A 26,999-nucleotide genomic window follows, 5' to 3' on the forward strand; every position below is an offset into this window, starting at 1 on the left:
ACCGTTGCTGATCGTGACCGAATCTCTAACAGTGCGTGACAACCGCACCGGGGTGGAGTACGACATCCCGATCACCGACGGCACCATCCGCGCCGCCGACCTGGGGAAGATCAAGGCCGCTGACCCGGCCACCCAAGAAGAAGGTCCTGGCCTGGCCGTCTATGACCCCGGCTTCGTCAACACCGCTTCCTGCCGATCTTCCGTCACCTATATCGACGGTGACAAGGGCGTGCTCGAATATCGGGGCTATCCCATCGAGCAGCTCGCCGAGAAGTCGAGCTTCCTGGAGGTCTCCTATCTCCTGGTCCACGGCGCACTGCCGACCAAGGAGGAGTACGACGCGTGGGTGCACGAGATCACCTTCCACACGTTCGTGCACGAGAACATCAAGGAGTTCATGCAGGGCTTCCGCTATGACGCCCACCCGATGGGCATGCTCATGGCGTCGGTCGGTGCGATGTCGACGTTCTACCCGGACGCCGCGAACATCTCCGACCCCGACAACCGTCGCCTGCAGATCATCCGACTGATCGCTAAGATGCCGACGCTGGGCGCGTGGGCGTTCCGGCACGCGCAGGGCAAGCCGTACGTCTACCCGGACAACGACCTGTCCTACACCGGCAACTTCCTCTCCATGCTCTTCAAGATGAGCGAGAGCAAGTACGCCTCGGACGACCGCATCGAGAAGGCGCTCGACACGCTCTTCATCCTGCACGCCGACCACGAGCAGAACGCCTCGGCCAACGCCGTCCGCAGCGTGGGCTCGACCCAGGTCGACCCCTACTCCTCGGTGGCTGCCGGCGTCGGCGCCCTCTTCGGCCCGCTCCACGGTGGCGCCAACGAGGCCGTGCTCCGGATGCTGCGCCGCATCGGCAAGGTGGAGAACATCCCCGCCTTCATCGAGGGCGTCAAGGCCGGCAACGAGCGGCTGATGGGCTTCGGCCACCGGGTCTACAAGAACTACGACCCGCGCGCGACGATCATCAAGCAGCAGGCGCTCAACGTCTTCGAGGTGACGGGCACCAACCCGCTGCTCAACATCGCGATGGAGCTGGAGAAGATCGCGCTCGAGGACGAGTACTTCGTCAAGCGCAAGCTCTACCCCAACGTCGACTTCTACTCCGGCCTGATCTACGAGGCCCTGGAGTTCCCGCCGGAGATGTTCACCGTGCTGTTCGCCATCGGGCGTACGCCGGGCTGGCTCTCCCAGTGGCTGGAGCTCGTCCAGGACAAGGAGCAGAAGATCGCCCGTCCGAAGCAGATCTACACCGGCGAGCGCGGACTCACCTTCGTCCCGCGCGACGTTCGTTGGGCGTGACGATCCTCGGCACGCAGACCCCGTCCACCCCCGTGGTGGATGGGGTCGTCTGGGATTTCGGGAACGTCCTCATCAGATGGGACCCGCTCCCGGCGATCGCGGCCGGAGTCGGGGACGCCGACGCCCGTGCATTCCTGGAGTCCTACGACTTCCGGTCGTGGAACCACGTCCAGGACGCCGGCCGGACCTGGGCCCAGGCACTCGCCGTCCTCGAGGGCGACGCGCCCCAATGGCTCAGCGCCGGAGCGGCGTACGTCGACAACTTCCCGCTCTCCCTGCTGGGGCCGGTCCCCGGCACCCATGAGATGGTCCGCGAGCTCGCCGCGGCCGGGTTCCCTCAGCTCGGACTGACCAACTGGTCGGCCGAGCTCTATCCGCACGCTCCGGCGACGTACGACGTGATCGAGCTGCTCGGCGACGTCGTCGTCTCCGGTGAGGTGCGCCTGGCCAAACCCGACCCGGCGATCTACCAGCTCGTCGCCGAGCGCGCCGGGGTGCCGTTGAACCGGCTGGTGTTCATCGACGACAGCGTCGCCAACGTGGCCGCCGCCGCGGCGCTGGGCATGCACGCGATCCAGTTCACCGGGGCCGAGCAGCTCCGCAAGGACCTGGTCGCGCTCGGCCTCCCGCTCTAGACCTGCTCGGGCGCGCGCTCCAGACGGCGTACGCCCGCGAAGGAGATCGACATCAGGGCGGTGCCGGAGATCACCGCTGCGACCACGAGCAGCCAGGTGTCGAAGCCCACCGCGACGGCGACCGGGCCGACGAGCGCGAGCCCGAGGGGGCGGGCGACGAACGAGCCGACGATGTCGAAGGAGTAGACCCGGGAGAGCTTCTCCTCGGGGATCTCCTGCTGGATCGCGATCTGCCAGAAGATGTCGAAGACCTGCAGCCCGAACCCGTGCAGGAACGCGCCCAGGAGGATCGGCCAGAGGGTGTCCGAGACCGCCATCGCGATCGGGAAGAGGCCGGTCATCGCGAGGAAGAGCACGCCGACGGAGAGCAGCCGGCGCGGGCGGAACCTCAGGCAGAACAAGCCGCCGACGAAGAAGCCCGCCATCAGGGCGGCGAGCGCGAAGCCCCACGACGCCCGGCCGATGCCCTCGCCGACCACGATCGGGCCGAGCACGCTGTGCGCTCCCGACCAGAACAGGTGGTAGAGCAGCGCCTGCAGGATGAGGAACCACAGCCACGAGTGCCGCATCACCTCGCGGAAGCCCTCGGCGAGGTCGCCGAGCATCGACGCCTTGTGGGGCGGGCGTTCATGGGGCACTCGCATGCCGGCGTAGGCGACAGCGGCGATGGCGAAGGTGAGCGCGTCGACCATGATCGCCCAGCCTGATCCCACCGCGGCGACGAGCACACCGCCGAGGGCGTAGCCGATGGTCGAGGCGGTGGTCTGGAGCAGCGAGCGGAGCGAGACGGCGGCACCGAGATCCTCCGCGGGCACGACGACCTTGGTCATCGCCATCGCGGAGGGCTGGTTGAGCGCGGCGACGATGCCCGCGAGACCGCCCATCACCGCGATCGACGGGATCGTCGCCACCCCGAGGATCACCGTCGTCGCCAAGGCGCCGGCCACGACAGCGCTGATCGCCGCCGTGCCCTCCATCATCAGCTTGCGAGAGACTCGGTCGCCGAGCACTCCCCCGGCCAGCGTGGTGACGACCTGGCAGGTCGCGAAGATCGCCTCCACGATGCCCAGCTGGGTGACGGTCCCGCCGAGGTCGAGCACCGCGAACGCCAGCGCGACCGGCGTGATCGCGTTGCCCAGCGACGATGCCGCCGTCCCGGTCACGAGTCGGCGGAAGTTGCGGTGCCGCAGCGGCGAACGACGCCCGGTCGGCGGGTCTGCGGTGGTGGCGGTCATGCGGCAAAGTTACTTCGCTGGCGAACTATTCGCCAACGAATTATCTCTCCTGCGAAGGTAAGGTCGGGGCATGCCCGAGATGCGACCTTCCTCCGACACGTCCACCGACACGGAGGATCGGGCCGACCGTCACGTCGCGCGGTGGCGCGACCACTGGATCGACGTCGACTTCGACGACGAGATCGAGGCGATCACGGTACGGATCGGGTTCATCTCGAAGTTCTTCAACGATGCTCGCGCGGCGGCGGCCAGCGAGGTCGGGCTGGCCGACTTCGAATACAAGACGCTCCACATGCTGATGATCCGCGACACCCCCGGCCACGCCTCGCCCACGGCCCTCGCCAAGGACCTCGACATCAGTCCGGCCGGGATGACAGGAAGGCTCGACAGCATGGAGAAGGCTGGGTGGGTGCGGCGTACGACATCGGTGGAGGACCGCCGCAAGATCAGCGTCGAGGCGACCAAGGCCGGGATCGAGATCTGGCGCCGGGCGATGGACCTGCGCGGCGAGGCCGAGACCAAGCTGCTGGAGACGCTGAGCCCGGAGCGGCGTACGGAGCTGGCGGCTCTGCTCAAGCAGGTGACCCTGCGAATCGAGGCCGAGTAGGTCCTGAGGCATCTCTTCGAGACCGCATAGCCCCGTCTCAGCCCGTTCACAGGGACACTGGCCACACTCGAAGACATGACCGAACTCCCTCCTCAGCCGCCGAGTGGGACTCCGCCGCAGTGGACTCCCCCGGCCCCGGCCGGCCCCACTCAGCCTCCCGCCGGCCCGTTCGCGCCCCCGCCGGCGCAGACCTCCGTCATGCCCGCCGTGCCCGGAACCCCGGGTGCTCCCGGCGCTCCCATCAAGAAGCGCGCCGCGGGCCGCACCGGGCTCGTCGCCGCGGTCCTCGCCGGTGCCCTGGTGGCCGGTGGTGCCGCCGGCGTCGGTGGCGCGGCCGTCTACGGCGCCCTCAACGGTGACGGCAGCGGCGGCGGGGCGAACACCCCGGCCACCTCGCAGGTCGTCGACGCAAAGGCCCCCGAGGGCAGCATCGAGAAGGTCTCGGCCAAGGTGCTCCCCTCCGTCGTGAAGATCGAGGTCACCTCCCAGCAGGGCTCCGGCTCGGGCTCCGGGGTCGTCATCTCCTCCGACGGCACGATCCTGACCAACAACCACGTGGTCGAGCTGGCCGCCAACGGCGGCACGGTGACGGTCGACTTCAACGACGGTACGTCGGCCTCCGCCGAGGTCCTCGGGACCGACCCGCTCACAGACACCGCCGTGATCAAGGCGAGCGGCGTCTCCGGCCTGACGCCCATCACGATCGGCAAGTCCTCCAACCTCACCGTCGGCCAGAGCGTCGTGGCGATCGGCTCCCCGTTCGGGCTCGACTCCACGGTGACCACCGGCATCGTCAGCGCGCTCGGCCGCCCGGTCAACGTCGGCGTCGACCAGAGCGGCGCGGCCACCGTCTACCCGGCGGTGCAGACCGACGCGGCGATCAACCCGGGCAACTCGGGTGGCGCGCTCGTCGACCTCAACGGCAACCTCGTCGGCATCAATGCCTCGATCCGCTCCACCGCAGGTGGGGACGGCCAGGACGCGGGCTCGATCGGCATCGGGTTCGCCATCCCGATCGACGAGATCGGTCCGATCGTGGAACAGCTCGAGAAGGGCGAGGAGGCCACCCACGCGCAGTTCGGCATCTCGGTCTCCGACGCCCCCGAGGCCCAGGACGGCCAGACCTCGGTCACCGGTGCCCAGGTCCAGGAGGTCGGCGAGGGCAGCACCGCCAAGAAGGCGGGCCTCGAGAAGGGCGACATCATCACCAAGGTCGACGACCACATCATCACCGGATCGGACTCCCTGGTGGCGACCGTCCGCTCCTACCGCCCCGATGACGAGGTCGAGGTCAGCTGGTCGCGCAACGGCGAGGAGCACACCGCGAAGGTCACCCTGGACTCCGACGCCTCCTGATCTCCCCGCGAGCGCCTCATCCCCGTCTCTGACCGGGATGAGGCGCTCTCGTGCTCAGGAGACCTGTTTCTGGATGCTGCACAGCCACTCGACCGGCTCGAAGCCCATGGCCTCGTTGACCTGGATCATGTGGGCGTTGACCTCGGCGTTGTACGTCGCCAGGGTCGGCACCTCCGGCCGCTCGGACTGGAGCAGTCGGAGATTGGCGACCTTGACCGCCAGCCCGAGCCGATGGCCCCGGTGAGCCCCTTCGACCAGGGTGCCCCACTGATAGCTGTTGCCGTCCAGGCTCGAGTAGCCGATCACCGTGTAGGCCACCACCCGGCCGTCGGTGTCCAGCGCCACAGAGTGGTAGAGGGTCCGCTTCTGGGCCGCGACCAGCTCCTCGGTCTCGCGCACCTTCGCCACGTCGGGCTCGAGCGCCTCGATGTCCAGGTCTCCGGTCGGCGCCTCGGTCTCCAGGCTGGCGTCGAGCACCGCCCAGCTCGCCACGATGTCGTCGGGCACCCGGCCGACCCAGGAGCGCAGCGTGTAGTCGCCGTGCTTCTCGGCAGCCTCCGCCGCCAGCCGGTCGAGAACGCTGTCCGCCACCGGGAGCCGCAGCAGGCGGCGTACCTCCACCAGGGCGGGCGCATAGCCTCGCGCGATCCCGAAGTCCCGTCCCGGGGATCCCTCGCCGCCGGACCCGAGCGACCAGGGCCACCAGATCTCACCCGTCAACGACGTACGCCCCTGGGCGCGGGCCTCCGCCTCGACATGGTCGAGCAGACCGGTGCCATGACCCCGCCTGCGGTGGTCCGGCAGCACCGCCACCACCAGGGTCGCGCGGTGAAGGTTGTCGAGCAGCGGCATGGCCATCCAGGCGGCGGCGACCGCCTCCCCGCCGACACGGCCGACGTACGCCCTCCGGTCGGTCTTCTCGGTGTGCTGCTGCAGCTCGACGCGCTGCTCCTCACGCGCCCACAGATCCGCGTCGGGGCCGCGTACGTCGAGCCACGACGCGGTCATCACGTCGAACCATGCGTCGAAGGCGTCGTCGTCGAACGGGTCGACGCGCTCGATCACCAGCTCACTCATCGGGGCCTCTCCACTCTCGTCTCGTCCCAGACCGGCTCCGGGGACTCATAGACATCACCGTTGGCGCCGTAGACCAGGAAGCGGTCGAAGCCACGGGCGAACCAGCGGTCGTGGGTGACCGCGACGACGGTGCCCTCGAACGACTCCAGCCCGGCTTCGAGGGCCTCGGCGGACTGGACGTCGAGGTTGTCGGTCGGCTCGTCGAGCAGCAGCAGGGTGGCGCCGCTCAGCTCGAGCAGAAGGATCTGGAAGCGCGCCTGCTGTCCGCCCGAGAGCGAGTCGAAGGCCTGCTCCGCCGCGTGCGCGAGCTCGTAGCGGTCGAGCACGCGGGAGGCGGCCTCGCGGCCCATACCCACGCGCCCACGCCCGTCAGGCGTCGCCTCACCGCGGTGCAGGATGTCGAGCAGCGTACGCCCCACCAGCTCCGGATGGGCATGGGTCTGCACGAACCAGCCCGGCCGCACGCGGGCGCCGAGCTTGGCCTTCCCACGGTGGCGGACCGGCTCGATCGGGGTGTCCTCGACCGGGCGGTGCTCCACGTCAGGATCGGTGCCGCCGCGGGCGAGCAGCCGCAGAAAGTGGGACTTGCCCGAGCCGTTGGAGCCGAGCACGGCAACCCGCTCGCCGTACCAGACCTCCAGGTCGAACGGTCTCATCAGTCCGGTGAGCTCGAGCGCCTCGCACACCACCGCCCGTTTGCCGGTGCGCCCGCCGCGCAGCCGCATCTGCACCGCCTGCTCTCGTGGCTGCTCGACGGGCGGCCCGGCCTCCTCGAACTTCCGGAGCCGGGTCTGGGCCGCCCTGTACTGGCTGGACATCCCGTCGTTGTACTCCGACTTGACCTTCAGCCGCAGGACCAGCGCCTTGATCTTGGCGTGCTCCTCGTCCCAGCGACGGCGCAGCTCCTCGAACCGCAGGAACCGGTCTTTGCGGGCCTCGTGGTAGGAGGCGAACCCACCAGGATGCGTCCACGCGCTGTTGCCGGCGCCGGACGCGCCGAGCTCGACCGTGACCACCCTGGTCGCGGTGTTGTCCAGCAGCTCACGGTCGTGACTGACGTAGAGGATCGTCTTCGGAGACTCCCGGATGCGCTGCTCCAACCAGATCTTGCCGGGCACGTCGAGGAAGTTGTCCGGCTCGTCGAGCAACAGCACCTCGTCGGGGCCGCGCAGCAGGAATTCGAGCACCAGCCGCTTCTGCTCGCCGCCGGACAGGGTGTCCAGGGAGCGGTAGCGGGCGCGGTCGTAGGGCACCCCGAGTCCGGCCATGGTGCACACGTCCCAGACGACCTCGATGTCGTAGCCGCCGGCGTCGGCGTACTCGGCCAGCGCGGTCGCGTAGCGCATCTGCAGCCGCTCGTCCTCCGACGACATCAGCTCCAGCTCGCACGCCTCCACGGCGGCCGTCGCCTCGCGCACCCGCGCGGGCGCCACCGAGAGCAGCAGCTCGCCGACGGTCGAGGAGCCCTTGCCGACCATCTGCCGCATCACCCCGAGGCCGCCCGAGCGCACGACGGATCCCGTCGTCGGGGTCAGCTCGCCGGTGACGATCCTCAGCAGCGTCGTCTTCCCGGCGCCGTTGGCGCCGACCAGCGCGACCTTGGCGCCCTCGCCCACCCGGAAGGAGACGTCATCGAGCAGCACTCGTCCGTCAGGCAGCTGGAAACTCACTCCAGCAACGTCCACATGTCCCACAACCGTCCAGTCTGGCACCCGTGTCGAATGGTTATTCGCATCGGCCTGGCAGACGTTTCTGGGTCGAACGGTCCCATCAGTAGAACGTGACGCTCGACACATTTTGGCGAATAGCGATATGACTGTCGCCATGCCTCCGCTCGACAGCCAGATCGCTGACCTGCTCACCCTCTTCGCGAAGGGCCAGCCCCTGGAGTCTTTCGACCCGCCGACTGCACGAGCGCTCTACCGTGCTTTGGGCGAGGGCATCCCACTTCCACCAGTCGGATCGGTGGAGAGCGCGGTGATCCCAGGGCCGGCCGGCGACCTGGACGTACGCATCTACCGGCCCATGACGCAGGGCCCGCTGCCCACGATCGTGATGTTCCACGGCGGCGGCTGGGTGGTCGGCGACCTCGACACCCACGAGGACCAGGCCCGCAACCTCGCCACCATCTGCGACGCCGTGGTCGTCGCGGTCGACTACCGGCTCGCCCCCGAAAACCCGTTCCCTGCTGCCTGCGACGACGCGCTGGCCGCCGCTCGCTGGGTCAGCGACAACGCGGCGACGCTCGGCGGTGACGGCCGGGTCGCGGTCGCCGGAGACAGTGCTGGCGGCAACCTATCGGCGGCGGTCGCCCAGGTCTTCCGCGACGAGGGGCGCGAGCTCGCCGGACAGCTGCTGATCTATCCGGCGACCGACATGACCAGCGGCTACCCGTCCTATGCGGAGAACGGCCACGGTTACTTCCTCGAGCTGCCGACGATGAAGTGGTTCTCCGACCACTACGTGGGCGACGCCGATCGCGCCGACCCGCGGCTGAGCCCGATCAAGGGCAACCTGGAGGGCCTGGCGCCGGCGGTCGTGGTGACCGCGGAGTTCGACCCGCTGCGCGACGAGGGCATCGCGTATGCCAAGGCGCTGGAGAGCTTCGGGGTCCCGACGACCTACCACCACTGCGACGGTCTCATCCACGGCTTCTTCGCCATGGGCCATCACTCGCAGGCCGCACAGCTCGCGATCGAGGAGACGTGTGCGCTGTTCAGGACCGTGCTCCACGAGTGATCCCGAGCTGATTCCGGGCCGACCCTGAGGGGTGATCCAAGACACACGGTCAAACCAGGGGTATTCCTGATGACCCTGGTTTGACGATGAGACAGACTGGCCGCATGCCGATTGCTGCCCAGGTGGGTTCCTTTCGACGGGCGATGACGCGCCCGCTGACCGAGCGTGTCCGCAAGCTTGCCCTGCAGTTCGCGATGCGGGGCAAGGAGTCGCCGATTCCCGACATCACCACGCTGCGCAAGATCCCCGAGCACCTGACCTTCCCGCTGCGCCGTGACGGCGTCGACCCGGTGCCGCTGCTCGCCGAGAGCCGCGAGCAGGCGCCGGTCACCAAGCTCGGCTCGGTGCTCGGCCTCGACATCGTACTGGTCACCGGGCACGCCGAGTCCAAGCACGTCCTGGCCGACAAGAACGCCTACTCCAACGACATGCGTCACCTGCTCGGCACCCGCAAGCGCACCGACGCCGAGGGCATCGGTGGCCTCGGCATGACCGACCCGCCCGACCACACCAAGCTCCGCGGGCTGCTGACCCCGGAGTTCACGATGCGCCGCCTCGGCCGCCTCAACGAGATGATCGACCGGATCGTCACCGACGCCCTCGACGGCATGGAGGCCCACGGCCCCGAGGTCGACCTGGTCCACCACTTCGGCTTCGAGATCCCGTTCCGGGTGATCTGTGAGCTGCTGGGCATGCCCGAGGACGTACGCGACGAGTTCCACAAGCTCGGCATGGCCCGTTTCGACCTGTCCGAGGGCGGTGCGGGCGCCTTCGGTGCCGCCACCGAGACCAGGACGTTCCTCATCGAGCAGGTCCGCCAGCAGCGCGCCAACCCCGGCGACGGCATGATCGGCGAGATCATCCGCAACAAGGGCTCGGAGTACGACGACGTCGAGCTCGGCGGTCTCGCCGACGGCGTCTTCCTCGGCGGCTACGAGACCTCCGCCTCGATGCTCTCCATGGGCGCCTACGTCCTGATGCAGAACCCGGAGGCGTACGAGATCCTGCGCTCCGGCGAGAAGGCCGAGGTCGACAAGGTCGTCGACGAGCTGCTCCGCTACCTGTGCCCGGTGCAGCTCGCGTTCCCCCGGTTCGCCCGCGAGGATCACGACCTCTTCGGCCTGCCCATCAAGAAGGGCGCCGTCGTCCTGGTCAGCCTCACCGGCGCCAACCGCGACCCCGCGGTGGTGCCGAACCCGGAGCAGTTCGACCTCCGCAACGCCGACACCATGCACTTCGCCTTCGGCCACGGCATGCACCGCTGCGTCGGCGCCGAGCTGGCCCGCATGGAGCTCCGCGCCGCCCTCACCGGCCTGGCCCGCCGCTTCCCCGACCTGGCCATGGCCACCGACGACCCCGGCGACCTCGGCTGGCGCGACCTCTCCGTCGTCTACAGCCTCGACCGCCTCCCCGTCCGCCTGGCCAAGGACCCCGTCCCCGCCTGACCCGCCAACCGCCGAGTCGGCGCATCCTGACGAAGAATCTCGCCGAGTCGGCTCGTCATGACGCGCCGACTAGGACATCCGAGCTGCCGCTACCGACCCAGCGCGTAGGTGAGCACCACCGCACCGTTCCCGAGGTCGGTGACGTTCTGCAGATTCATGTCGGTGGTGGCGATGCCCGCCAGGAGCGACTCGCCGGAACCCGCAACGAACGGCGAGAGGCTCACGTGAAGCTCGTCCAGCAGACCGGCCTCGATGAGTGCCCGGCTCAAGGGACCGTTGCCGTACTTCACCAGCGAGCCCTCCCCCGACTCCTTGAGGGCGGTGACGGCCTCGATGGCGTCACCGGGAAGCACCTCGGCGTTCCAGGTGGTCTCGGTGAGCGTCCTGGAGGCGACGTACTTCGGCAGCGAGTTGAACCTGTCGGCCAGCTCGCCGCTCCTGGAGGGCCACGACGCGGCGAACCCCTCGTAGGTCACGCGGCCGAGCACCATGCCGGCCGCGCCGTCCAGCAGTCGGACCGCGTAGTCGATCTGGCCGTCGCTCGGCACGATCTTCATCTGCCCTGCCCAGAAGTCATCACCATCGAACCTGCCGTCGAGGGAGACGTGGGTGTACTCGATCAGTTTTCGCATGAGCAGACCCAAACACTCCGGTGACCTGCCGGTCTTGTATCGAACCGAACCGGGCCCACGGCTCAGAACGCGAGGAACCTGGGATCGGATCTCAGCTGGCTCGGAGTGTGGCCGGTTGCCCACCGCATCGCCCGCGTGAGCTGCGGCTGGTCGTAGTAGCCGCCGACCGAGATCGCCTCGGCGGTCGATCCACCTGTCATGAGGAACTGCGCGGTGGACCGCGCACGCTCGATGCTGGCGACCTTGCGACGCGATATGCCTACGGCGCGTCGGAACCGGACCTGGGCGGTCCGCTCCGAGACACCGCGCGGCCGTCGGTCCTGGTGGATCTCCTCGACCAGCCGGTCGGTGACCAGCAGGCCGGCGCGCACCAGCCGCGCGACGAACACGTCGACGTTGTCCGCGGTAGGCATCTCCCAGTCCCGGTTGTCCAGAAGGATCCGGCCCCCTGTCACGGTCGGCAGCTGGGCGTCACGCAGATCAGCGACAGCGGCCGACGGGAACAGCGGAAGATGGGCACCGACCTTGAGCTCGACGCCGAAGAACTCCCAGCCCTTCGGACAGGTCAGGTTGGAGGCCTTGGTCTCCGGACCGTGCACATACATCGACCAGCCTGCATCGTTGCCCGCGAACGAGAGCATCGTGGACGCCTTCGCCACCGACGCAAAGCTGACCTCGGCGTCGAATCGTGCCGCCCACACGCGCTCCACCAGAGGTAGTTCCCCCGCGACCTCGTCGAAGATCAGCCCCATGGACGAGAGTCTCCAGGACCCGCGAACGTTTGACACTCCAATTCTGGAGGTCGTCAGTCGCGGCGGGTCTCGAGGACGCGGAACCCCTTGGCGCCGCCGACCCGGTCCAGCTGGCTGAGGATCCGGTCCCGCCTGATCTCTCAGCCGTTCCAGCGCTGAGGGGCCGGCTCCTCACTGATCGCAACGGCGATCCAGGGCGCCAGGACGTACGCCGGGATCGCCAGCAGCGGCAGGCTCGTCATCGGGGTCGCGATGATCACGAACGCGGCCCCGGTGCAGAACCGACCGAGCCCGGAGCGCATGCTCAGGTACGCCCCGACCACCGGCCCGATCAGCCCAACGCCGACCATCACCGGCACGCTCATCAGCCGCGACAGCTCGATCCCGGAGCTCGTGACGAAAAGGTAGACAGGCAGCACCGTCACCAGGCTCAACAGCGCGGCGACGCCCCAGGCCTTGTAGGAGCGGGCCAGGCGCTGGCGGTTCGTCAGCGCGGGGGTCGTCATCGCGGGACTGGTCATGGACGGAGTCTGGCAGCGCACCCCGCGCGCCCGGCCGCGAGACGCGCGAGACGGCGGAAACCGGCATCTGGACCGTTCAGGAGCGGCGGGTCTCCAGGACGCGGAAGCCCTTGGCGCTGCCGATGCGGGTGGTGGGATAGCCCTGGTCGGTGATCCAGCGCTGCAGCGAGTCCCCGCCGAGGTTCTTGCCGACGACCATGACCGCTCGGCCGTCGGGGGCGAGTCGCGGGAGCCAGGTGAGCAGGAGTTCGTGGAGGGCCGGCTTGCCGATCCGGATCGGCGGGTTGCTCCAGATCTCGTCGTAAGTCGTCTCCGGGTCGATCTCGGCGGGTACCGCGGCGCGATACCGGTCACCCAGACCCAGCTTCGCCGCGTTCTCGTTGGCCAGCAGGACCGCGCGCTCGTTGACGTCGACGCCCGTGACGTACGCCTCCGGCACCGCGAGACCCAGCGCGAGCCCGATCATGCCGTAGCCGCAGCCGAGGTCGAGGACCCGCGCGCCAGGCTTCAGCGAGGGCGGCTCGGTCTCCTTGAACAGCACCGAGGTGCCGATGTCGAGGCGTCCCTTGGCGAAGACGCCCGACCCGGAGACCAACGACAGGTCCATGTCCCACACGGTCGTCGAGACGGGGATCCGCTCGAAGGGCACCGACGGGTCGGCGGAGAAGTAGTGCTCGTCATCGGTCCCGGTCAAGCTCGCTCGCCTCTCTGCGATTCATGGTGCGTTCGTGCTGGGCCGCCAGCATCTCGTCGGGCGGGTAGGCGACCTCTTCGAGGGTCAGACCGTTGGCCGGCGCGATCGGGATCGACGAGGACCGCGAGCGCGCGGCCAGCGACTCCTTGGCCCAGCTGACGTCCTTGCGGCCCTCCCCGATCACCATCAGGCACCCGACCAGCGAGCGCACCATGGAGTGGCAGAAGGCGTCGGCGAGCACGGTCGCCTCGATGATCCCGTCGGGGCGCCGGTCCCAGGTGAGCTGGCGCAGATCGCGGATCGTGGTCGCGCCCTCGCGCGGCTTGCAGAAGCTGGCGAAGTCGTTGAGCCCGACGAGGTCGGCGGAGGCGACGTTCATCAGCGATAGGTCGAGCGGCCGCGTCCGGTAGAGCACGTGCCCGCGCTGCAGCGGGTCGACGTACGCCGGGTCGTCCACGATCCGGTAGACGTAGCGTCGCCACAACGCCGAGAACCGGGCGCTGAAGCCCACCGGCGCCTCGACGGCGGCACGTACGCGCAGGTCGGCGGGGAGGATCCCGTTCAAGCGCCGCACCAGCGAGTCGAGCGGCGACTGCTCCGACCGTCCCCGCGAGGACTCGAGCACCTCGGCGTCGATGTCGAAGTGGGCGACCTGTCCGCGGGCGTGCACACCCGAGTCCGTACGCCCGGCGACCGTCACCCACACCTGGGACCGCTCCCCCGTCGCCGGCACCCGCAACGCGGTCGCCAGCGCGGCTTGGAGCTCTCCCTGGACCGTACGCAGCCCCGGCTGGGTCGCCCAGCCGTGGAACATGGTGCCGTCGTAGGCGAGGTCGATCCTGATGCGCACGGGCCCATTCTCGCAGCGACCACGTCGTTTGCCAGACTCGACGCATGCGCTACGTGATCTTCGGAGCAGGAGCGGTCGGCGGCGTCGTGGGCGGCCTGCTGCACAGGGCAGGGCTCGAGGTCACCCTGGTGGCCCGCGGCGAGCACCTCCGCGCGATCCAGGACGCAGGCCTCAGCCTCGACACCCCTGACGGCGTGCTGCTGCTCGACGTCCCCGCCGTCGAGGACGCGAGCCAGCTGGCCTGGACCGAGGACACCGTCGTGCTCCTCGGCGTCAAGGGGCAGCAGACAGAGGCCGCACTCGAGGACCTTGCGGCGTACGCCCCGCCGGGCACCCCGGTCGTCTCCCTGCAGAACGGCGTCGCGAACGAGCCGCGGATCCTGCGGCACTTCGCCCGGACGTACGCCATCCATGTCATCCTCCCCGCCACCTTCCTGACCCCGGGGGCCGTCGTCCAAGACTCCGGCAACAAGCCCGGCATCCTCGACATCGGCCGCTACCCCACCGGCGTCGACGAGACCGCCACCGCGATCGCGAACGACCTGGTCAAGGCGGGGTTCCTGAGCGAGCCGCGCGCCGACATCATGGCCTGGAAGCACCGCAAGCTCCTCAACAACCTCGGCAACGGCATCAACGCCGCGATCGCACCCGGCCCCAGTGACGAGGAGATCTACGCCCGCTGCCTGGCCGAGGCGGAGGCCGCCCTCGCTGCCGCCGGCATCAGCGTCGTGACCGCCGACCAGGACCGTACGCGGCGAGCCGGCCACATCACCGGACGCGGCGGCGCCAACAACAGCTCGACCTGGCAGAGTCTCACCCGCGGCACCGGCGTCGAGATCGACTACCTCTCCGGCGAGATCGTGCTGCTCGGTCGCCTCCACGGCATCCCGACGCCCGCCAACGAGGCCATCCAGCACGCTGTCCACGACATCGCCCGCACGGGCGCCGAGCCCGGCAGCATCGACGGCATCACCTTCCTCGCCAGCCTCTGACAGCCGGTCTCTGACAACTCCGGTCCGAAAGGGGTGGTCAGGTACACAGCGAGTCCGGCAGGCTGCCTGCCATGAGCCACGCCGCGCCGCCTCCTCCCCCGCCTCCCCCGACGCCGCTGCCACCGACCCACACCACCGGGCCCGCCCCTCGATCGACCATGGGCGCCACCATCGCCGTGATCGTCGCCGTGCTGATCCTGCAGATCGCGATCGCCCTGATCGGCTTCGCCCTGACGTACCTCCTCGGCGGCACGATCGCCAGCATGTCCATCTCCAACATCGTGACCATCGTGCTCAACGCGCTGCTGTACGCCGTGGTGGCAGGTGGCGCGGCGTACATCGCCCGCACCCCGACGGGCCGGCTCCTCGGCATCGTGCTGCCGATGCTCTCCTGGCTGTTGAGCACGGTGTTCTGGTACGGCCTCATCCGACTGCTGGACTTCTACAACCCAGCCGCCATCGGCTTTCTCGCACCACTGTTCCTCATGCTGGTGCTGGCCGGCTGGGGGTGTGCTGCCTGGGCCGGTCACCGTTGGCTGTTCGGACTGCCCATCACCTACGTGCTGCTCATCGTGGTGCAGGTGCCGCTGTCGCTCGCGCTGGCGCCGGCCATGTCGCTCGACAACATCGCCGCCGCGCAGCTGCTCTCGACCCTCTCGACCGTCGCGACGACCGTGGTCATGGTGGTCGGCGGAGTCATCTGCTGGCTGCTGGCCCGATCCGAGCAGGTCGCCGGGAAATGACAGTGGCCCGCCACCCTCGCGGGTGACGGGCCACAGTTCAGAACCAGATCAGGCCTTGGCCTCGTCCGTGGTGGTCTCCTCAGCGGGAGCCTCCTCGGCAGCAGCCTCGGTCTCGACGACCTCGGTCTCGACGACCTCGGTCTCGTCGGCGGCGGTCTCCTCGACCGGGGCCTCCTCGACGGGGGCCTCAACCGGAGCCGCGGCAGCCGGAGCAGCCTTGGTCTTCGGCTCGTAGGCCTCGTTGACGAGCTCGATCACGGCCATCGGAGCGTTGTCGCCCTTGCGGGGACCGATCTTGGTGATCCGGGTGTAGCCACCCGGACGCTCCGCGAACTGCTCGGCGATCTCGGTGAAGAGGGTGTGCACGACGGACTTGTCGCGGATGGTCTTGAGGACCTCGCGACGGTTGTGCAGGTCACCCTTCTTGGCCTTGGTGATCAGCTTCTCCGCGACGGGGCGGAGGTGCCGAGCCTTGGCCTCGGTGGTGGTGATGCGGCCGTTCTCGAACAGCGCGGTGGCGAGGTTCGAGAGGATCAGCTTCTGGTGCGCGGGCGAACCGCCGAAACGGGCACCCTTCTTCGGGGTAGGCATCGTGCCTGCTCCTTCTCTCCGGCCGTATCAGGTACCGGGGTAGACGCCCCTCACGGGGCGGTTTGGTGGAAACTCAGTACTGCTCGTCCTCGACGAACGCGTCGTCGTCATCGTCGCCGTAGGCGGCGAGGGCGGCGGACGGGTCGAAGCCCGGAGCGCTGTCCTTGAGGGACAGGCCCATCTCGTGCAGCTTCAGCTTGACCTCGTCGATCGACTTGGCGCCGAAGTTGCGGATGTCGAGCAGGTCCTGCTCCGAGCGCGAGATGAGCTCACCCACGGTGTGGATGCCCTCACGCTTGAGGCAGTTGTAGGAACGAACGGTCAGCTGCAGGTCCTCGACCGGGAGGGCGAGGTCGGCGGCGAGCTGCTCGTCGACCGGCGACGGGCCGATGTCGATGCCCTCGGCGTCGACGTTCAGCTCGCGGGCCAGACCGAAGAGCTCGACCAGGGTCTTACCGGCCGAGGCGATCGCGTCGCGGGGAGCGATCGACGGCTTGGTCTCGACGTCGATGACGAGCTTGTCGAAGTCCGTGCGCTGCTCGACACGGGTGGCCTCGACCTTGTAGCTGACCTTGAGGACCGGCGAGTAGATCGAGTCGACCGGGATGCGGCCGATCTCGTTCTCGGCGCCCTTGTTCTGGACGGCGGAGACGTAGCCACGGCCACGCTCGACGACGAGCTCGAGCTCGATCTTGCCCTTGTCGGACAGCGTCGCGATCTTCAGGTCGGGGTTGTGCACCTCGACACCGGCCGGCGGCGCGATGTCGGCGGCGGTGACGTCACCGGCACCGGACTTGCGCAGGTACATGGTGACGGGCTCGTCGTGCTCCGAGGAGACGACCAGACCCTTGAGGTTGAGGATGATCTCGGTGACATCTTCCTTGACGCCCTCGATGGTCGAGAACTCGTGGAGGACGCCGTCGATCTTGATCGAGGTGACCGAAGCACCGGGGATCGAGGAGAGCAGGGTGCGGCGAAGAGAGTTGCCCAGCGTGTAACCGAAGCCCGGCTCGAGGGGCTCGATCACGAAGCGGGAGCGGAACTCCTCGACGGACTCTTCCGACAGGGTGGGGCGCTGTGCGATAAGCACTGATTTGTCCTTTCCGGGCCGACCGCTATTTGACGGACCCGAACTTCAAGGGGTGATGACGGAAGGCTGTGGGGGCGGCAAGGCCCCGGCGTACGTCTTCTATGAAGTTTGAACGCCGGGGACTCACCGTGGTTACTGCGTGGGTCTGATCAGAGCTTCGAGTAGTACTCGACGATCAGCTGCTCCTGGACCGGGACGTCGATCTGAGCCCGGACGGGGAGCTGGTGAACCAGGATGCGCATCCGGTTCGGGACAGCCTCGAGCCAGGCCGGGACGACGCGCTCGCCGTGGGTCTCGCGAGCCACGATGAACGGGGTCATCTCCAGCGACTTCTCGCGAACGTCGATGACGTCGTGAGCCGAGACCTGGAACGAAGGCACGTTGACCTTCTTGCCGTTGACCAGGAAGTGGCCGTGAACGACCAGCTGGCGGGCCTGGCGGCGGGTGCGGGCGAAGCCGGCACGGTAGACGACGTTGTCCAGGCGGCCCTCGAGGAGCACCAGGAGGTTGTCGCCGGTCTTGCCACCGCGACGGTGGGCCTCGGCGTAGTAGGAAGCGAACTGCTTCTCCATCACGCCGTAGGTGAAGCGAGCCTTCTGCTTCTCACGAAGCTGGAGGAGGTACTCGCTCTCCTTGATGCGGCCGCGGCCGTGCTGGCCGGGAGGGTAGGGGCGCTTCTCGAACGCCGCGTCGTTGCCGACAAGGTCGACACCGAGACGGCGCGACTTGCGGGTCATGGGTCCGGTGTAACGGGCCATTACTCTTCAGTCTCCTTCTATGTCTCGGTGGGGATCAAACGCGGCGGCGCTTGGGCGGACGGCAACCGTTGTGCGGAGCCGGCGTGACGTCCTGGATGGTGCCGACCTCGAGGCCGATCGCACCCAGGGAGCGGATCGCGGTCTCGCGGCCCGAGCCCGGGCCCTTCACGAAGACGTCGATCTTCTTCATGCCGTGGTCCATCGCGCGACGGCCAGCGGCCTCGGCGGCCATCTGAGCGGCGAACGGGGTGGACTTACGCGAGCCCTTGAAACCGACGGTGCCGGCCGAGGCCCACGAGATCACCGCACCGGTCGGGTCGGTGATCGTGACGATCGTGTTGTTGAACGTGCTCTTGATGTGGGCCTCGCCCTGAGCGACGTTCTTCTTCTCCTTGCGACGAACCTTCGTCGCACCCTGTCGGGTCTTCGGAGGCATGCATTAACTCCTGTGTTGGCTGGTCTGTGAGATCGAGGCGAAAGCCGGATCAACGCGCAGAGCGCGTCGGATCACTTGGCCTTCTTCTTGCCGGCGACGGTGCGCTTCGGGCCCTTGCGGGTGCGCGCGTTGGTCTTGGTGCGCTGACCGCGGACCGGAAGGCCCTGACGGTGGCGGCGACCCTGGTAGCTGCCGATCTCGATCTTGCGACGGATGTCAGCCTGGACCTCACGACGGAGGTCACCCTCGGTCTGGATGCCCTGGGCTTCGATCTCGTCACGGAGCTTGACCAGCTCGTCCTCAGCCAGAGCGTGCACCCGGGTGTTCGGGTTGACGCCGGTGGCCTCGAGGAGCTTCTGCGAGGTGGTACGGCCGATGCCGTAGATGTAGGTGAGAGCGATCTCCACGCGCTTGTCGCGCGGAAGGTCAACACCTTGGAGGCGTGCCATTGTGTTCCTTACGTTTCGACAGAGGTGTCGGTCGGGTCGCGCCCCGGGGTGGCACCCTCGGGCTCCGGCCTCTGCTCCGGAGGTGACTTCGGACTCCAGAAATCTGGTTCAGCGTCCTAGCGACTCGATGCGAATATTCAGTTGTTGCTGCGAACTGGGCTCAGCCCTGGCGCTGCTTGTGGCGCGGGTTCTCGCAGATCACCATGACGCGGCCGTGGCGACGGATCACCTTGCACTTGTCACAGATCTTCTTCACGCTCGGGTTGACCTTCATGTCAGCCCTTTCTTGATCGTCGGCTGGTTACTTGTACCGGTAGACGATCCGACCGCGCGTCAGGTCGTAGGGAGACAGCTCCACCACCACGCGGTCCTCAGGAAGGATCCGGATGTAGTGCTGTCGCATCTTGCCGCTGATGTGGGCGAGAACCTTGTGTCCGTTGCTCAGCTCCACACGGAACATGGCGTTGGGGAGGGCCTCCACTACGGTGCCCTCGATCTCGATCACGCCTTCTTTCTTCGGCATGCCCTCTGCAATCTGTTGGTCGGTCATCTACCGTTCAAACCACGGATCGGATGACCCGCGGGCGGTCCGGGAACCTCTCCGAGAACTCGGAGTGGACCTCGTGAAGCCATCTGCATGTCTCACCCGCGAGCGCACAGAAGCGCGCTGACCGGGCAGCCGCGAGGCACGACGAGACAGACCCACGTTGGACCGACTACCAAGCCTAGACCCCTAGAACAGCAATGCCCTAATCGTCAAGCCCGGGTGGCCGCGTCCGCCTGAGCGACCTCTGCAACGTACGCGAGCGCCGCCTCCGGGTCACCGAGGAACGGTCCGAGATCCTCGGGGTGCGGGAAGAGCCGGGTGAACCGGTCCGCCACCGCCTGGTGCTGCGTGGCCGCGCCGAGCACCTGCTGCACGTGGTCGGGAAGCGGGTTGAGCAGCGCGTCGGTCAGGCCGGTCGAGTGCTGGGCACGGGTCTCCCAGAAGGTCTCGAAGGTCGCCTGCATCCATTCGGGGTCGAACGGCCGGTCACCGCGCTCCAGGATCGCCTGGGTGTAGATCCCGGCACAGTGGGCGGCGTTGTTGGAGCCCTGCCCCGCGATCGGGTCGTTGACCACGACGACGTCGCCCATGCCGAAGACGAACGTGCCGTCCGCGACCTCGGCGTACGGCTTGCGGATCGTGCCGGTGAAGGCGCCCGAGAGCGAGGCGCGGGCGTCGGTGGGCTCGCAGTCCAGCATCAGCTCGCCCTCCCACGGCATGTGCTCCAGCATCACGTGCTGCAGCCGGCGCAGGTGCTCGTCGGGGCGGGGGCGGTCCCAGAAGCAGTCGAAGGGACCGTCGGGGATCGCCTCGACGAACGCGACCCGGCTCGGCCCGAACTGGGTCAGGGCGCTGATCACGAACAGCTCCCCCACCCCGGGCGCGACGTTGATCCGCATGCTCCCGGCCGGGAAGTCGTCGGGCTCGACCATGCCGTGGAGGTAGATCGCCGAGAGCGCACGGCCGGGGGTGTCGTACTTGGAGCGGACCGGGTCGCGGTCGAACAGATCGACGATCTCGCCCTTGCCGGCCGCGATCAGGGTCAGCTCGTACATCGAGGCCAGGCCGGCGAGGTCGGAGGTCATCACCGGGTGGTAGATGATCCGGCCACCCCGGTCCTCGAACAGCTCCAGCCAGGAGGACATCTTCAGGCGCTGGTCGACGGACATGGCGTACGGCTCCCAGGGCCCGTCGAACTTGAGCGCGCGGACCCCTGGCTCCGGGCTGACCGAGATGCCGACCGCGGGGATATGGGGCGCCTCGTCCTCCCACAGGTTGAGGTCGTAGACGCGCTCGTACTGCAGCGCAGGGTCGAACATGACCTGCGTCGACGTCGGCCAGCCGTCGCGCAGCTCATCGGGCGTGCGCGCGGACATGACCGTCACCTCGTAGCCCTCGGCCTGGAGGCTGAGAGCGAGCTGCATGCCCGCCTGTCCGGCGCCGACGATCAGGATCTTGCGCAATGAAACTCCTTCGGAGTTGGGACGCCTCCGGGCTCAGGCGCGTGTGGGGGTGGTTTTCATCGTGTGCGACAGGCAGGCGACCAACGTCTTGGCCGTCGACCTGCGGTCGCGGGCGTCCACGGTCACCAGTGGCGTCCGCTCGTCGAGGCAGAGCGCGTCCCGCACCTTCTCCAGAGAGTGGGTCAGCTTCCCGTCGAACAGGTTGACCGCCACGATGAACGGGACGTCGGTGTCGTTCTCGAAGTAGTTGACCGCGGGGAAGGAAGCGTCGAGCTGGCGGGTGTCGACGAGTACGACGGCACCGCTGGCACCGCGGCACAGGTCGTCCCACATCGGCCAGAACCGGGGCTGGCCCGGGGTGCCGAACAGGTAGAGCAGCAGGTCTGGGGCGAGGGTGACCCGGCCGAAGTCCATCGCGACCGTGGTGGTCGTCTTGGCGCTCGCGTCCGAGAGCGGGTCCACCGACTCACCGGCCTGCGTCATCCACGCCTCGGTGTTGACCGGCGGGATCTCTGAGACCGAGGCGACCAGGGTCGACTTCCCGACGCCGAACCCTCCCGCGATCACGAGCTTTGCAGAGGTGACGGTCAGTGCCGGGCGGTCAGCCGAGCTCGGAAAGGCCATCGATAACTCTCTTCAACAGACGGTGGTCGAACGGGGAGTCGTAAGCCCCCTCATTGATCTGCAGGTGCTCGGTCGAGGCTAGATCCTCGAGCAGCACGCGCGTCACCCCGAGCGAGATCCCGCAATGTGCGGACAGCTCCGCGACCGACTGTGGCCCGAGGCGTACGCGGTCGTAGAGCCTGCGCGACTCGGGCGTCAGCTTCGCCGCCGCGCGCGCATCGAAGTGCGCCGAGGAGACCAGCGTGTGCACGTACAACTGGTGGTTGGTCTTGGTGCGGCCGCCGGTCAGTACGTATGGACGTACCCACGGGTTTTGGCTCACGCCCGCTCCCCCGCCATCGAGCTGACCGTCATCTGGCGCAGCTCGTCGCGCATCTGGGGAGTGAGTACGTGGCCGACGGCGTCGACCATCTGGGCCATCTTGTGGGCGACGACGCCCAGGTTGGCACCGGCGCCGACGAGGACGGCGAAGCCCGCGAGGTCTCCGATGCCCATGAAGAGGAAGTGTCCGGTGTGGAACTTCAGCATCACCTGGTCACAGCCGGGCTCTCCCACCTCGCGCGCGATGTTGTTGCCGAGACTGATCACTCCCGCCGTCATCGCGGCGAGCGGGTCGGCGACGTTGGCGGACATGCCGCCGGCACCGATCAGCGGGAGTCCGTCGGAGGAGACGATGAGCGCATGGGTCACACCGGGGGTGGAGCTGGCAAAGTTGTCGATCAGCCAGCTGAATTCCTTGGGGTCGCGGGGGACGACCGGGCTTTCCATTACGAAAGGGTTCCTTTCACTGCTGGGTCTTAGCTACCAAGGGAGAACGCGTCGAGATCGTCGGCGAAGGAGTACCGGGCCGCCGACTGGTCCTCGGGCGAGGACTCTTCCATCTGCGGTCCAGCGGCTGCTTCGGGCACGGTCGGCGTGCTGCGCAGGCTGACCGGCTCCCGGCGCGGGAGCGCGCCTGACTCTACTGGGCTGCTCTGCTCAGCGGACACGGAGGCCTCATTCGTCTCATCCGTCCCTTCCGTCTCGCCGGGAAGCAGGATCGACGTCTTCATGGTGTCGGTGGCGAGATCCGGCGACGGCTGCTCGCTGGGCGCCGGCGCGAATTGGGCCGCCGGCTGCTGCCCAGGCTGCTGCACAGGCTGTTGCAGCGCGGGCTGTTGCCCGGTCTGTGGCGCAACCTGTTCGGCCGGTGGCATCGGCCGGCGCAGCGACTCGAGCGAGGACGGTCGCATCTCGCGCCGCACGGGCTGGGCGGCCGGCTGCGGCACGGACTGGGGTCCACGCCGCCGCGGGGCGGGAGGCAGGACCGCGACGCTGCTCGCGCTCGAGGCCCTCGGCAGCTCGGCCGGCTCGAGCGGGACGACCGGCACCTCGCACAGGAGCTGGGCCGGGACCGTCACCATCGCGATCATCCCGTTGCCGGGCGCGGGGCGGGTCGCGAGGCGTACGTCGATGTCGTACTTGCGGGCGATCCGGTGCACCACCGGGAAGCCGGTGTGGCTCCCGGACTTGCTGACCAGCTCCACGATCGGGCCCGCGAGCAGCGCGTTGAGGCGGCCCACCGACCGCTCCGGGATGCCGATGCCGGTGTCCTCGATGCGGAACAGCACGTCGCCGGCGTCGGCCAGGTGGACGTTGACCGTCACCGCACCCGGGGAGTACTTGGTCGCGTTGTCCAGCAGCGCGGCGATCAGGCAGGAGACATCGTCGGCGGCGTAGCCGATGACGGCGAGGTCGCTCACCCGGCCGATCGAGACCTGGTTGTAGCGCTCGATGCCCGACAGCGCCATCCGGATGACGTCCAGCAGCGAGGTGTCGATGCCACCCATCTCGTCCTCGGCGCGGCCGGCGAGCGTACGCAGGTCGCGGCTCGCGCGCCGCATGCGGGTGACGGCGTGGTCGACCTCATAGAGCTTCTTCAACCGATCGGGGTCGTCCTCGTCGGCCTCGAGGCCGTCGAGAGAGATCCGCATCTGCTCGGCGAGGCTGATCAGGTGGAGCCCGAACTGCTCCATGATCTCGGGCCAGGCCTCGTCCTCTTCCTCCTGGAGGGGAGGTGGCGTGGAGGAGAGCTGTGGCATGGCGGGGTTCGATGGCACCGGCGGAAAAGGCGCGGCCTGACCCCCGGTCGGAGGGAATGAGCGAGCAAGACCCGGATCTGACTGCTCAGCGAGCGTCGCAGTCTGGGGCCCCCGGCGCTTCAACCAGCGCAGGCTCCAGCGTGTCATGAGGCGGCACTTTCAAATGTGGAGAACGAAACAGAGCGGTGATCAGACTGGCACAACCGGTGCGCGAGCGCAGAGTTACGCACCCAGAAGCAGACAGTGTCCTAGGTCCCTCGTCCCAAGTGGCTCAGGCGCGCCGTCGCCGCCCGACGAGGTGGCCCGATCCTACGCGGCCGCCCAACTCAGCTGGCCAGCAGGCGCAGCGTCTCCTCACGGGCCGGCGCGGTGCGCGGGTCCGTGCCCTCGTACGCCGAGCCGACCGGGTTCACCATGACCTCGTCCACGCCGTACTCCTCGGCCATCCCGGCCAGGCGGGCCTTCGCGTACGCGGCGGAGCCGATGATCCAACGGCCACGCATCGTGTCGGTCAACCCCCGGTGGGCTTCGGGGATCTCCGTCTTCTCGGCCTCGTCGATGCTGGGCTGCGCGGTCAGCGGCTGGCCGGTGCGCAGCTTGAGCATGGTCAGCAGCTGGGGCAGTGCCCGGCGGTCGGCCTCCTCCGAGGTCTCGGCCACGCTCGCGTTCACGGTCAGGAACGTCTTCGGCTCGCTGAGGAGCTCGGAGGGCTGGAAGGTCGAGCGGTAGAGCTCGATCATCGCCTTGGTGTCGGTGCCGTTGCCCGCGAAGTGGTGGGCGAAGACGTAGGGCAGACCCTTCTCGGCGGCCAGACGCGCGGAGTAGTCGGAGGAGCCGAGCAGCCAGAGCTCGGCGACCGACGCGGCCGACGGGGTCGCGTGCAGGACGTGCTGGCGGCCGCCGGCCATCAGGCCGACGCCCTCCGGCGCCATCATCGCGACGATGTTGTCGAGGTACTCCGGGAAGCGGTTGACCGCGTCGTCGCTCACCCCGCCGGCGCCGTGACGCAGCGCCCAGGAGGTCACCGGGTCGGTCCCCGGGGCGCGGCCGATGCCGAGGTCGATCCGCCCCGGGAACGCCGCCTCGAGCAGCGAGAACTGCTCGGCCACCACCAGCGGTGCGTGGTTGGGCAGCATCACTCCCCCGGACCCGACCCGGATCCGCTCGGTGACGCCGGCCACCAGCGAGATCAGCACCGGCGGGTTGGTCGACCCGACCGCCGGCATGTTGTGGTGCTCGGCGAGCCAGTAGCGCTCGTACCCGAGCTCGTCGGCCACCTTCGCCAACGACAGCGTCGCGGCCAGGGCATCTGCGGAGGACTGGTCCTTGCGGACCGGGACGAGATCGAGAACGCTCAGCTTCACGTGAAGTCTCAACCCGCCCCGGGGCGTCGCTTATTCCGGCGGCAGCAGCGCGCGCAGGCCGTCGGCGACGGCCGAGCGCCACCAGGCGTAGTCGTGGCCGCCGTTGTGCTCGGCGGAGGTGACGTCGATCCCAGCCGCGCGGAGACGGTCGACGAGGTCGTGGTGGAGCTCGTCGAGGACCCACTCCTGGGTGCCGTGCGCCAGGTGGACACGCGTCTTCGCCTCCGCCGTGACAGCGTCCGCGAGGTCGTCGAGCCACAGCGAGGCCGACTGGCTGGCGACCCCGTGGATGTGCTCGGGATAGGTCAGGCCGGCGCGCAGCGCGGTGACGCCGCCGAGGCTCTGACCCAGGACGTACGTCTCCTCAGAGACCGCGCGACGCTCGCGCACCCACGGCAGCAGCTGGTTGACGATGTAGTCGGCACCCTCGCCGCCGGCGAGCTCCTCCCACCGCTTGTCGCGGCCACCGGAGGCGGGCAGGACGCAGCGTACGTGGCGGAGGTGGCCGTCGGCGATCAGGTTGTCGAGCGTGGTCGGCAGCGAGTGGTGGTCGGTCCAGATCTCACCGTCGAGGGCGACCACGAGTGGCAGGTCGACGTTGAGACCGGCGCCGGCGGGGTCGTAGAGCCAGACGTCGCGGCCGTCAGGACCCACTTCCAGGGTCACCGTGCCGGCGACGACGTCGTCGCGGCGGAACAGCCACGGCTGCAGCGGAGCATCGGGCAGGGAGACGACCGACTGCTTGATGCCCTGCCTGTTGTGGCACCAGTCGAGGTTGAGCGGGTCGAGGTAGCCGCGGTGCAGCACGGCACGCAGCTCGACCTGACCCTCGCTCTCCCACGGGGCCGGCTCGCCGGGGTGCTTGCACAGGAAGGAGTACGACGCCCGCCAGTCGCCCTTCATCAGGAACGAGGCGTGCCACAGGTCGGTGCCTGCCTTCCGCTCGAGCATCGTCTCAGTGAGATGACGCTCGTCGGTCAGCCTGTTGGCGAAGAGGAGCACCTCCTCGGCCTCGGCATCGCGCCAGCAGAAGGTGACGATCACCTCATGGTCCTCGGCGCCGGCGCCCGTCTCCTCGACGAGCGGGAGCGAGGTGGCGATCTGGTCCCAGAACATGTCGATGTCCTCAGGACTGAGGCGGTCGATGATCGCGCTCCGCGTCCGTGCTGATGGATTGGGTCGCGCCGCCGTGGGTGGTCGCAACTGCGTACTCATCCGGTTCTTCCTCCCGAGTACGGGGCTCTCTCTGTCCCCGCGGGCTGACCAAGTTACTCACAGTCGGGGCCTCACGCGAGATGCCGAGGTCCCTTTCTCTGTCAACTGACAGGTGATGTCGCATATCCGCTAGTCAAACGCGTTGGTGAGCGGGGATCCTTCAGTTTCCTATCAGTTTTCGGTCCACATGTCGGCACAGATCGCGACCGCGCCGAGGAATCCTGAGCCCTCCCACTGGGTGAGCCGGACCTCCCCGACCTGGCCCGCCGGGACGTCGCCGGCGAGGACGTCGAGGCGCTGCGCCGCCGCCATGCTTCCGTGGCCGGCCTTGACCAGCGCCTCCTTGCGCACCCACAACCGCGTGAACGCGTACGCAGCGTCCTCCTGCCCCGCCACCCAGGCCGCCTCGCGCGGCGAGAGCGCCCGGTCGGGCCCGCGCGAGACCTTCTCAACGTCGATGCCGCAGCGTCGGCCAGCCGCAACCGCGGCGACCTGGCCCCGGGTGTGGCTGAGGCTCACCCGGACGGCTGCGGCACCGGACACCGACGGGGCTCCGTGCTCGGTGCTGCCGCAGCGAGCACAGCGCTGCTCGATCACGATCGCGTCGCGCGCGGTGCCCAGCAGCTCCGCTGCGCACTCGCGGACGAGGACGTGCGCGGCGGCGTACGCCTGCTTGTCGGCATCGGCGACCAGCCGCTCGTGACGCGCCCGCTCCGCGGTGGAGAGCAGCCCGAGATCGGCGTCGATCTCGGCCACTGCCGCGAAGCGCACGACCTCGGTCATGC

31 protein-coding genes are annotated in these 26,999 nt (G+C 68.6%); 8 read left to right on the forward strand and 23 right to left on the reverse strand.

Annotated elements, in window-relative coordinates:
• Positions 1–13 precede the first annotated feature (13 nt).
• Positions 14–1,318 (forward strand): citrate synthase, encoded by a 1,305-nt coding sequence (locus OG801_RS10170; protein ID WP_160027084.1) that lies wholly within the window; start codon positions 14–16, stop codon positions 1,316–1,318.
• Positions 1,315–1,953 (forward strand): HAD family hydrolase, encoded by a 639-nt coding sequence (locus OG801_RS10175; protein WP_406035610.1) that lies wholly within the window; start codon positions 1,315–1,317, stop codon positions 1,951–1,953. Before OG801_RS10170 ends, OG801_RS10175 begins: the two co-directional genes overlap by 4 nt.
• Here OG801_RS10175 and OG801_RS10180 read toward each other — a convergent pair.
• Positions 1,950–3,188: an MFS transporter gene (locus OG801_RS10180; protein ID WP_406035612.1), complete on the reverse strand. Its 1,239-nt coding sequence runs from the start codon at positions 3,186–3,188 to the stop codon at positions 1,950–1,952. The genes OG801_RS10175 and OG801_RS10180 overlap by 4 nt on opposite strands.
• 70 nt (positions 3,189–3,258) lie before the next feature.
• Between OG801_RS10180 and OG801_RS10185 the strand changes: the two genes are divergently transcribed.
• Both OG801_RS10185 and OG801_RS10190 read left to right on the forward strand, forming a co-directional pair.
• Positions 3,259–3,795 (forward strand): MarR family transcriptional regulator, encoded by a 537-nt coding sequence (locus tag OG801_RS10185; protein WP_355017778.1) that lies wholly within the window; start codon positions 3,259–3,261, stop codon positions 3,793–3,795.
• A 75-nt stretch (positions 3,796–3,870) separates the two neighbouring features.
• Complete coding sequence (locus OG801_RS10190) at positions 3,871–5,151, forward strand: S1C family serine protease (protein WP_406035614.1); 1,281 nt, start codon at positions 3,871–3,873, stop codon at positions 5,149–5,151.
• Between the two features lie 54 nt (positions 5,152–5,205).
• Here OG801_RS10190 and OG801_RS10195 read toward each other — a convergent pair whose 3' ends face one another.
• Complete coding sequence (locus OG801_RS10195) at positions 5,206–6,228, reverse strand: GNAT family N-acetyltransferase (protein WP_355017776.1); 1,023 nt, start codon at positions 6,226–6,228, stop codon at positions 5,206–5,208.
• On the reverse strand, positions 6,225–7,922 hold the full coding sequence (locus tag OG801_RS10200; protein WP_355017775.1) for an ATP-binding cassette domain-containing protein: 1,698 nt from the start codon (positions 7,920–7,922) through the stop codon (positions 6,225–6,227). Before OG801_RS10200 ends, OG801_RS10195 begins: the two co-directional genes overlap by 4 nt.
• 118 nt (positions 7,923–8,040) lie before the next feature.
• Here OG801_RS10200 and OG801_RS10205 point away from each other — a divergent pair, with 118 nt between their 5' ends.
• Positions 8,041–8,967: an alpha/beta hydrolase gene (locus tag OG801_RS10205; RefSeq protein WP_406035616.1), complete on the forward strand. Its 927-nt coding sequence runs from the start codon at positions 8,041–8,043 to the stop codon at positions 8,965–8,967.
• A 104-nt stretch (positions 8,968–9,071) separates the two neighbouring features.
• Complete coding sequence (locus tag OG801_RS10210; protein WP_355017773.1) at positions 9,072–10,412, forward strand: cytochrome P450; 1,341 nt, start codon at positions 9,072–9,074, stop codon at positions 10,410–10,412.
• An 89-nt stretch (positions 10,413–10,501) separates the two neighbouring features.
• On the opposite strand, the gene OG801_RS10215 is transcribed toward OG801_RS10210, so the two are convergent.
• From OG801_RS10215 to truA, 5 genes are all read right to left on the reverse strand, one after another.
• Entirely contained in the window at positions 10,502–11,044 is a 543-nt protein-coding gene (locus OG801_RS10215; protein ID WP_355017772.1) for a dihydrofolate reductase family protein, read from the reverse strand.
• A 62-nt stretch (positions 11,045–11,106) separates the two neighbouring features.
• Positions 11,107–11,796 carry a hypothetical protein gene (locus OG801_RS10220; protein WP_406035619.1) on the reverse strand — a complete coding sequence of 230 codons (690 nt, stop codon included), beginning with the start codon at positions 11,794–11,796 and terminating at the stop codon, positions 11,107–11,109.
• A 140-nt stretch (positions 11,797–11,936) separates the two neighbouring features.
• Positions 11,937–12,317: a hypothetical protein gene (locus OG801_RS10225; RefSeq protein WP_355017770.1), complete on the reverse strand. Its 381-nt coding sequence runs from the start codon at positions 12,315–12,317 to the stop codon at positions 11,937–11,939.
• 76 nt (positions 12,318–12,393) lie between these two features.
• The gene (locus OG801_RS10230; RefSeq protein ID WP_406035621.1) at positions 12,394–13,011 is read right to left on the reverse strand and encodes a class I SAM-dependent methyltransferase; all 618 of its coding nucleotides are present in this window, start codon (positions 13,009–13,011) and stop codon (positions 12,394–12,396) included.
• Positions 12,995–13,861, reverse strand: a complete 867-nt coding sequence (gene truA / locus OG801_RS10235; protein ID WP_406035623.1) for a tRNA pseudouridine(38-40) synthase TruA — start codon at positions 13,859–13,861, stop codon at positions 12,995–12,997. The genes OG801_RS10230 and truA overlap by 17 nt, the downstream gene beginning before the upstream one ends.
• A 44-nt stretch (positions 13,862–13,905) precedes the next feature.
• Between truA and OG801_RS10240 the strand changes: the two genes are divergently transcribed.
• On the forward strand, positions 13,906–14,853 hold the full coding sequence (locus OG801_RS10240; RefSeq protein WP_355017767.1) for a 2-dehydropantoate 2-reductase: 948 nt from the start codon (positions 13,906–13,908) through the stop codon (positions 14,851–14,853).
• 71 nt (positions 14,854–14,924) lie between these two features.
• Positions 14,925–15,596, forward strand: coding sequence for a hypothetical protein (locus OG801_RS10245; protein ID WP_406035625.1), 672 nt, complete (start codon positions 14,925–14,927; stop codon positions 15,594–15,596).
• A gap of 48 nt (positions 15,597–15,644) precedes the next feature.
• Here the strand turns inward: OG801_RS10245 and rplQ are convergent, their stop codons facing one another.
• The 15 genes from rplQ to OG801_RS10320 form a co-directional block, all read right to left on the reverse strand.
• Entirely contained in the window at positions 15,645–16,187 is a 543-nt protein-coding gene (gene rplQ, locus OG801_RS10250; RefSeq protein WP_406035627.1) for a 50S ribosomal protein L17, read from the reverse strand.
• A 73-nt stretch (positions 16,188–16,260) separates the two neighbouring features.
• Positions 16,261–17,277, reverse strand: a complete 1,017-nt coding sequence (locus OG801_RS10255; protein WP_008361061.1) for a DNA-directed RNA polymerase subunit alpha — start codon at positions 17,275–17,277, stop codon at positions 16,261–16,263.
• A gap of 149 nt (positions 17,278–17,426) precedes the next feature.
• Positions 17,427–18,035: a 30S ribosomal protein S4 gene (gene rpsD / locus OG801_RS10260; RefSeq protein WP_141806200.1), complete on the reverse strand. Its 609-nt coding sequence runs from the start codon at positions 18,033–18,035 to the stop codon at positions 17,427–17,429.
• A 34-nt stretch (positions 18,036–18,069) separates the two neighbouring features.
• Positions 18,070–18,471, reverse strand: a complete 402-nt coding sequence (gene rpsK / locus OG801_RS10265) for a 30S ribosomal protein S11 (protein WP_091052417.1) — start codon at positions 18,469–18,471, stop codon at positions 18,070–18,072.
• Positions 18,472–18,542: 71 nt separating this feature from the next.
• Positions 18,543–18,920, reverse strand: a complete 378-nt coding sequence (rpsM, locus tag OG801_RS10270) for a 30S ribosomal protein S13 (protein WP_008361056.1) — start codon at positions 18,918–18,920, stop codon at positions 18,543–18,545.
• Between the two features lie 160 nt (positions 18,921–19,080).
• On the reverse strand, positions 19,081–19,194 hold the full coding sequence (rpmJ, locus tag OG801_RS10275; protein WP_008361054.1) for a 50S ribosomal protein L36: 114 nt from the start codon (positions 19,192–19,194) through the stop codon (positions 19,081–19,083).
• Positions 19,195–19,221: 27 nt separating this feature from the next.
• Positions 19,222–19,443 (reverse strand): translation initiation factor IF-1, encoded by a 222-nt coding sequence (gene infA / locus OG801_RS10280; protein ID WP_011757309.1) that lies wholly within the window; start codon positions 19,441–19,443, stop codon positions 19,222–19,224.
• Between the two features lie 233 nt (positions 19,444–19,676).
• On the reverse strand, positions 19,677–20,930 hold the full coding sequence (locus OG801_RS10285; RefSeq protein WP_355017764.1) for a styrene monooxygenase/indole monooxygenase family protein: 1,254 nt from the start codon (positions 20,928–20,930) through the stop codon (positions 19,677–19,679).
• A 33-nt stretch (positions 20,931–20,963) separates the two neighbouring features.
• A complete protein-coding gene (locus OG801_RS10290; RefSeq protein ID WP_406036263.1) occupies positions 20,964–21,497 on the reverse strand; it encodes a GTP-binding protein in 534 nt (177 codons plus the stop codon).
• A gap of 34 nt (positions 21,498–21,531) precedes the next feature.
• Complete coding sequence (locus OG801_RS10295) at positions 21,532–21,876, reverse strand: DUF742 domain-containing protein (protein ID WP_406035630.1); 345 nt, start codon at positions 21,874–21,876, stop codon at positions 21,532–21,534.
• Entirely contained in the window at positions 21,873–22,322 is a 450-nt protein-coding gene (locus OG801_RS10300; RefSeq protein WP_091052410.1) for a roadblock/LC7 domain-containing protein, read from the reverse strand. Before OG801_RS10300 ends, OG801_RS10295 begins: the two co-directional genes overlap by 4 nt.
• Positions 22,323–22,351: 29 nt before the next feature.
• Positions 22,352–23,635 carry an ATP-binding protein gene (locus OG801_RS10305; protein ID WP_406035632.1) on the reverse strand — a complete coding sequence of 428 codons (1,284 nt, stop codon included), beginning with the start codon at positions 23,633–23,635 and terminating at the stop codon, positions 22,352–22,354.
• A 326-nt stretch (positions 23,636–23,961) separates the two neighbouring features.
• Positions 23,962–24,999 (reverse strand): LLM class flavin-dependent oxidoreductase, encoded by a 1,038-nt coding sequence (locus tag OG801_RS10310; RefSeq protein WP_406035634.1) that lies wholly within the window; start codon positions 24,997–24,999, stop codon positions 23,962–23,964.
• A gap of 30 nt (positions 25,000–25,029) precedes the next feature.
• On the reverse strand, positions 25,030–26,214 hold the full coding sequence (locus OG801_RS10315; RefSeq protein ID WP_406035636.1) for an enterochelin esterase domain-containing protein: 1,185 nt from the start codon (positions 26,212–26,214) through the stop codon (positions 25,030–25,032).
• A 171-nt stretch (positions 26,215–26,385) separates the two neighbouring features.
• Positions 26,386–26,997: a 4'-phosphopantetheinyl transferase family protein gene (locus tag OG801_RS10320; RefSeq protein WP_406035638.1), complete on the reverse strand. Its 612-nt coding sequence runs from the start codon at positions 26,995–26,997 to the stop codon at positions 26,386–26,388.
• Between the last annotated feature and the right edge of the window lie 2 nt (positions 26,998–26,999).

It is taken from the genome of Nocardioides sp. NBC_00163, from assembly GCF_045206295.1.
GTDB lineage: Bacteria > Actinomycetota > Actinomycetes > Propionibacteriales > Nocardioidaceae > Nocardioides.